Consider the following 5,015-nt stretch of genomic DNA (forward strand, 5'->3'; position numbering starts at 1 on the left):
TCGCAATGGCCTCGAGCCCCCCGACGTCTTTGCCGCCCGCGTTCGCTTCCGGGCAACGCTGACCTCAACCCTTTACCGCGAATACCGTCTGTTCCGGAACGATCCCCGCTTGCGGTTCAAGGGGGCGATGCACGAGTCGATCCGCCCCGATCTCGACCACCTGCAACAGGCCATCGGCGCGCGCGTGGTCGACAACGCCGCGATGCTCACGCACCTGGGCTACGAAGGCGATATGACCGCCAAGTACCGGCGAAACCTGCCGCTGCTCCGCGAAGCGGTGCGGATCAATCCCGATCGGCTCTACTACTGGAACGATCTGGCGCAGACGCTTGGCGGCCTCGGCGAGATCGCCGAGGCGGTCGCTGTTGCCAGGGAAGGACTTGGGCGCGGGCAGCATCGCAGCGATCACGGTTCGCGCGTCATGCGCGGCATGCTGGCGCAAACCCTCGCGGGCCTGTTGCTGCAGCGCGGCGACGACGCACGCGCCCTCATAGACGAGGGCCTCGCCGTCCATCCGGTAAACTGGTCGCTGCTCTTCCTCAAGGCGCGAGCCTTGGTCAACAGCGGCGACTACCGCGAGGCGCTTCAAGTTCTCGCGCAGCTCACGGCGCAGGATGCCGAGGCGATCTGCGACGACGACCTCTCGCACGACATACGCATCTTCGGCTGCTACGCGCACGATCTCGCTGGCGTCGCGCATCTGCGGATGGAAAATCGGCAACAAGCCGCCGATGCATTCGCTCGCGCCTTTGCCGCCGCCCCAGACGAGCTCGCCTATCGCGTCAAGGCCCTCGCCCTGGGCGCGGCGGCCGCCTGACGAGAGACGGCGGCACCGGCCGCTTCACGAAGCTCAGCGGCATGGTTATACGCCAGTACAGCCGCTTCGCCGCACTCGCCCCGCCCGCCGCCCGCCGCATCCGCTCCGCCGTCGTCGCGGCGCGCAGTTCGTCTTCCGCGCCGGTGCTGATCGAGGAGTCGATCCCGCGTTCGACAAGCCTCCGGCGCAGCCCCGACCACCAGTTGCTCGCGTCCGCCGCCAGCGGCTCCTCGAGATGCAGCCCGAACAGGTCCACCGCCGCCGCGGTCCACAGCTCGAACACCGCAAGGAGCCTCGGATGCCGCGCCGCGCGGCGCGCCAGCAGCTGCCGTTCCCCCGTATCGAGCGCCGCCATCTCCGCCGCAAACTCGTAGAGCCCCTTGGGATGGATGATCCCGCGTTTCACCGCCCGATGCCCGACATGATGATGGATGAGTCCCTGCAGCACATGCAGATGCGCCGGCAGCACGCCGACGCGTCCGCGACCGAGCGCCTCGACCATCGCCGCGCTGGCCACCACCTCCGGCGTCGAAATGAACTGCTCCACCCGCGATAGTCCCGCCCGCCGGTGGATCTCGATCCACCCCGGCATGTCGTCGCGATAAAGCTCGCGCTGATGATGATGGAACATCCGCGGCCGCGGCGTGTCGCTCTCGCGATAGCCGATGCCGAACGCGATCTCCTGCGCCCGCGGCGCGCGCCCATGCGGGACCAGCAGGTCAAGGTCGCGCAGCGAGCGCCAAGCGGGGCTGCCGAGCCTGACGGAGCGCCCGCCCTTGATGGCGATCGGCACGATCCCCTCGGCGTTGAACGCCAGCGCCAGTTCATCGAGCCGCTGCCCCAGCACCTCCCGGCGCTGCAGGTGCTCCGCGTCGCGCCGTGCGAACTCGGCAGTGATGGTCATCCGTCCGTCCGGAAGCGTCAGCGCTGGAACCGCCGGAGCCAGCCCTGCCACCCGGATCGCATGCACCAGCGCCGAGCCCAGCCGATAATAGTCGGCAAGCGCCAGCAACTGCTCCCAGCCCAACTCACCGATGCGCCGCCGGAGGTCCCCGCCGTCGACGCTCCAGGGCACCAGGTTCAGGCAGTCGCAAAGCACGCCGAAAGCAAACCACTGCCGCTCCGGGCTCCCGGTCATGACGGTGCTCATGGCTTGGCTCCCGGACTCCCGACGCGCCTGATCAACGCCAGCACCGGCGGAACACACGGCCTCGAAACGGCGCCCCTCGCCATTTCCCCTGCCGGAATTAGACCGCGGAACAGCGCAATTCAACTCCGCCCGCGCTTGGCTCCCCCGCGCAATCACCGCCATGCGTCCTGGCATGGCTTGCAATCCTCAACTTAGATGATAACGTTTCAACTAACTTGATGGGAGAACGGCCGTGATGGCCGGATCAAGGAGGAGGAACCAATGACCATGAGTGCAATCACGACCGGAATCCGTCGACGCACCGTCCTGGCCGGCGTCAGCCTGGCCGTTCTGCTCGCCGCTTCGCCGGCGCTGGCGCAGGATTTGAGCGGCGAGGTCGTTATCCTGCAATGGCAGGGCGGCACCGATGCCGAGATGTGGAAGAAGGTCGAGGAGGCCTTCGTCGCCAAGAACCCCGGCGTCACCGTCCGTGAACTCAATATCACCGCCCAGGGCGATGCCCGCGGCGGCATCCGCACCGCGCTGCTCGGCGGCGAAGTGGTGGACGTGCTGATCAACACCTGGCCCGCCTTCCGCGCCGAGCTGGTCGATGCCGGCATCCTGCGCCCCATCGACGAGCAATGGGCCACCTACAACTGGGACGGCAAGCTCAACCAGTCCTGGAAGGACCTCGGCTCCATCGACGGCGTCGCCTACGGCCTCACCTACACCTATGGCGACCGCTCCGGCATCTGGTACGCCACCGAGGCGATGACCAAGGCCGGCATCGAGCCGCCCAAGACCTGGGACGAGTTCGTCGCCAGTTTCGACAAGCTCGAGTCCGCCGGCTACGCCACCCCCATCGCCATCGGCGCCAAGTACTGGGCCCATGCCGAATGGTTCGAGACCCTGCTGCTGCGCACTGCCGGCGTCGAAACGGCCGCAAAGCTCGCCCGCCACGAAATCCCCTGGACCGATCCGGCCGTGAAGGGCGCGCTCAAGAAATATGCCGAACTGCTCGCTGCCGGCTGCTGCGGCGATCCCGCCACCATGCTCGCCAACGAATGGGACGCGGCCTCTGACTCGGTGTTCAAGGCCAAGACCTCCGCCTACACCATGATCGGCATGTGGAATAACGCCCGCGCCAAGAACGACTACGACCTGCAGGAGGGTGTCGACTACGGCCTCCTGCAGTTCCCCTCCCTCGGCGCCGGCTTCGACGACACCTCGAGCGTCGACACCAAGGAACTGAACGTCACCGCCAACGGCAAGAACCCGGCGGTCGCCGACGCCTTCCTCGATTTCATCGTCAGCGCCGACGCCGCCAACCTGATGGCCGGCTACGGCTACGCCTCCCCGAGCTCGGCAGCCGACAATTCGCTGCTCGGCCCGGTGCAGCAGATCGCCACCGCCGCGGTGGCGCAGTCCAAGGTGCAGTTCGTCCTCGGCGACCTGCTCCCCGGCGATCTCGTCGATGAATACCGCGTGCAGCTGCAGAAGTTCCTGCAGGATCCATCCGACGCCAATATCGATGCGGTCACCGCCGCCATCGAGGCCAAAGCGGCGGAAGCCTACTGATGCACGAAACCGTCGCAGCAAGCGCGACGGCAACCGACGCCGAGCGGTCCTCCCGCGTGGCAGGCGAGCGGCGCAAGCTGCTCGCCACCCGCGGCTGGCGGATCGGCGATTGGCCCGCCGCCTGGCTGCTGATCGCCCCGGTGCTGGTGCTGTTCGGCATCGCCGTGGTGTACCCGCTCGTCGAGACCATCCGGCTGAGCTTTTTCGACATCAAGGGGCTGGGAAAGCCAAAGTATGTCGAGCTCGGCAACTACGTCCGGCTGTTCGCCGACCCGGCCTTCCGCAATACCATTTCGACCACACTGATCTTCACCGTCGCCACCACGTTCGTCTCGGTCTCGATCGGCTGGCTGCTCGCCATGCTCTGCTCGTTCGCGCCGCGGCAGACCCTACCGTTCCGGGTGATGTTCTTTGCCGCCTTCGGCATCTCCGAGGCGGTCGCCGGGTACATGTGGATCGGCATCCTCCGTCCCGATTCCGCCGGCCTGCTCAATGCCGCCATCGGCCTCATCATCCCCGGCTTCTCGCATCCCTGGCTGGGTGATCCCAATACCGCGCTCGGCGCGCTGATCGTCGCCGCGTCGTGGGGCGGGGTAGGGCTCCCGCTGATGCTCTGCTTCGCCTCGGTGCAGGCGATCCCGCGCACCGTGCTCGAAGCCGCCTATCTCGATGGCGCGACCCCGACGCAGATCATGCGCAACATCATGATGCCGCTGTCGCTGCCCGGCGTGCGCGTCGCCATCTTCATCAACCTGCTCGGGGCGCTGCGCGCCTTCGACATCATCTTCATCCTGACCGGCGGCGGCCCGGTGCGCGCCACCGAGACCGTCGGCTACTTCATGTACCGGGAGTCGATGACCCAGTTCAAACTCGGCTACGGCGCCGCCGCCACCGTGGTGCTGCTCGCCGCCGTGCTCATCATCTCCATCCCCGCCATCATCCAGCGTACGGCAGGTGCAAGATGATCGGCCGCATCCCGCGCTGGACCGTCTGGGTCACCGGCATCATCGCCTTCATCTGGATCATCCCGATCATCGGCATCGTCGTCACCTCGATCCGCCCGCCCAGCGAAGTGGCGCTCGGCTGGTGGCGGCTCGACGAGCTGAGCTTCACCCTCGATGCCTGGTTCAAGGTCTGGGACGAATACCCGCTGGCCAAGGCCTTCTGGACCACCGCCCAGCTCGCCGCCATCGCCACCGCCGCTACCATGCTGCTGACGCCGGCCGCCGCCTACGCCTTCCATTTCCTGAAATTCCCGTTCCGGCGCCTGCTGCTGATCATCATCATCAACGCGTTCGTGCTGCCCCAGCAGGTGGTGATCATCCCGCTGTTCCAGCTCTGGCGGGAACTCGGGCTGATCGACAACCTGCTCTCGGTGCTGGTCCCCTACATCGGGCTGAGCTTCGCCTGGTCGATCGTCCTCGTGAAGTACTTCCTCGAGGATTTCCCGAAGGAACTCGACGAAGCGGCCAAGATCGATGGCTGCGGGCC

5 protein-coding genes are annotated in these 5,015 nt (G+C 66.9%); 4 read left to right on the plus strand and 1 reads right to left on the minus strand.

The annotated features are described in order from the left end of the window. On the plus strand, window positions 1-817 hold an 817-nt coding region (locus JWQ89_RS12080), incomplete at its 5' end, for a tetratricopeptide repeat protein (RefSeq protein WP_299641329.1). On the opposite strand, the gene JWQ89_RS12085 is transcribed toward JWQ89_RS12080, so the two are convergent. Then, on the minus strand, window positions 783-1,967 hold the full coding sequence (locus tag JWQ89_RS12085) for a nucleotidyltransferase family protein (protein ID WP_299641332.1): 1,185 nt from the start codon (window positions 1,965-1,967) through the stop codon (window positions 783-785). The genes JWQ89_RS12080 and JWQ89_RS12085 overlap by 35 nt on opposite strands. A gap of 261 nt (window positions 1,968-2,228) precedes the next feature. Between JWQ89_RS12085 and JWQ89_RS12090 the strand changes: the two genes are divergently transcribed. The 3 genes from JWQ89_RS12090 to JWQ89_RS12100 form a co-directional block, all read left to right on the plus strand. Further along, entirely contained in the window at window positions 2,229-3,524 is a 1,296-nt protein-coding gene (locus tag JWQ89_RS12090) for an extracellular solute-binding protein (protein ID WP_299641334.1), read from the plus strand. Next, the gene (locus tag JWQ89_RS12095) at window positions 3,524-4,489 is read left to right on the plus strand and encodes a sugar ABC transporter permease (protein WP_299641336.1); all 966 of its coding nucleotides are present in this window, start codon (window positions 3,524-3,526) and stop codon (window positions 4,487-4,489) included. The genes JWQ89_RS12090 and JWQ89_RS12095 overlap by 1 nt, the downstream gene beginning before the upstream one ends. After that, window positions 4,486-5,015, plus strand: a 530-nt coding sequence (locus tag JWQ89_RS12100) for an ABC transporter permease subunit (protein ID WP_299641337.1), incomplete at its 3' end; no start/stop codon positions are given. The genes JWQ89_RS12095 and JWQ89_RS12100, both read left to right, overlap by 4 nt.

It is taken from the genome of Devosia sp. (assembly GCF_028290645.1).
Classification (GTDB): domain Bacteria; phylum Pseudomonadota; class Alphaproteobacteria; order Rhizobiales; family Devosiaceae; genus Devosia_A.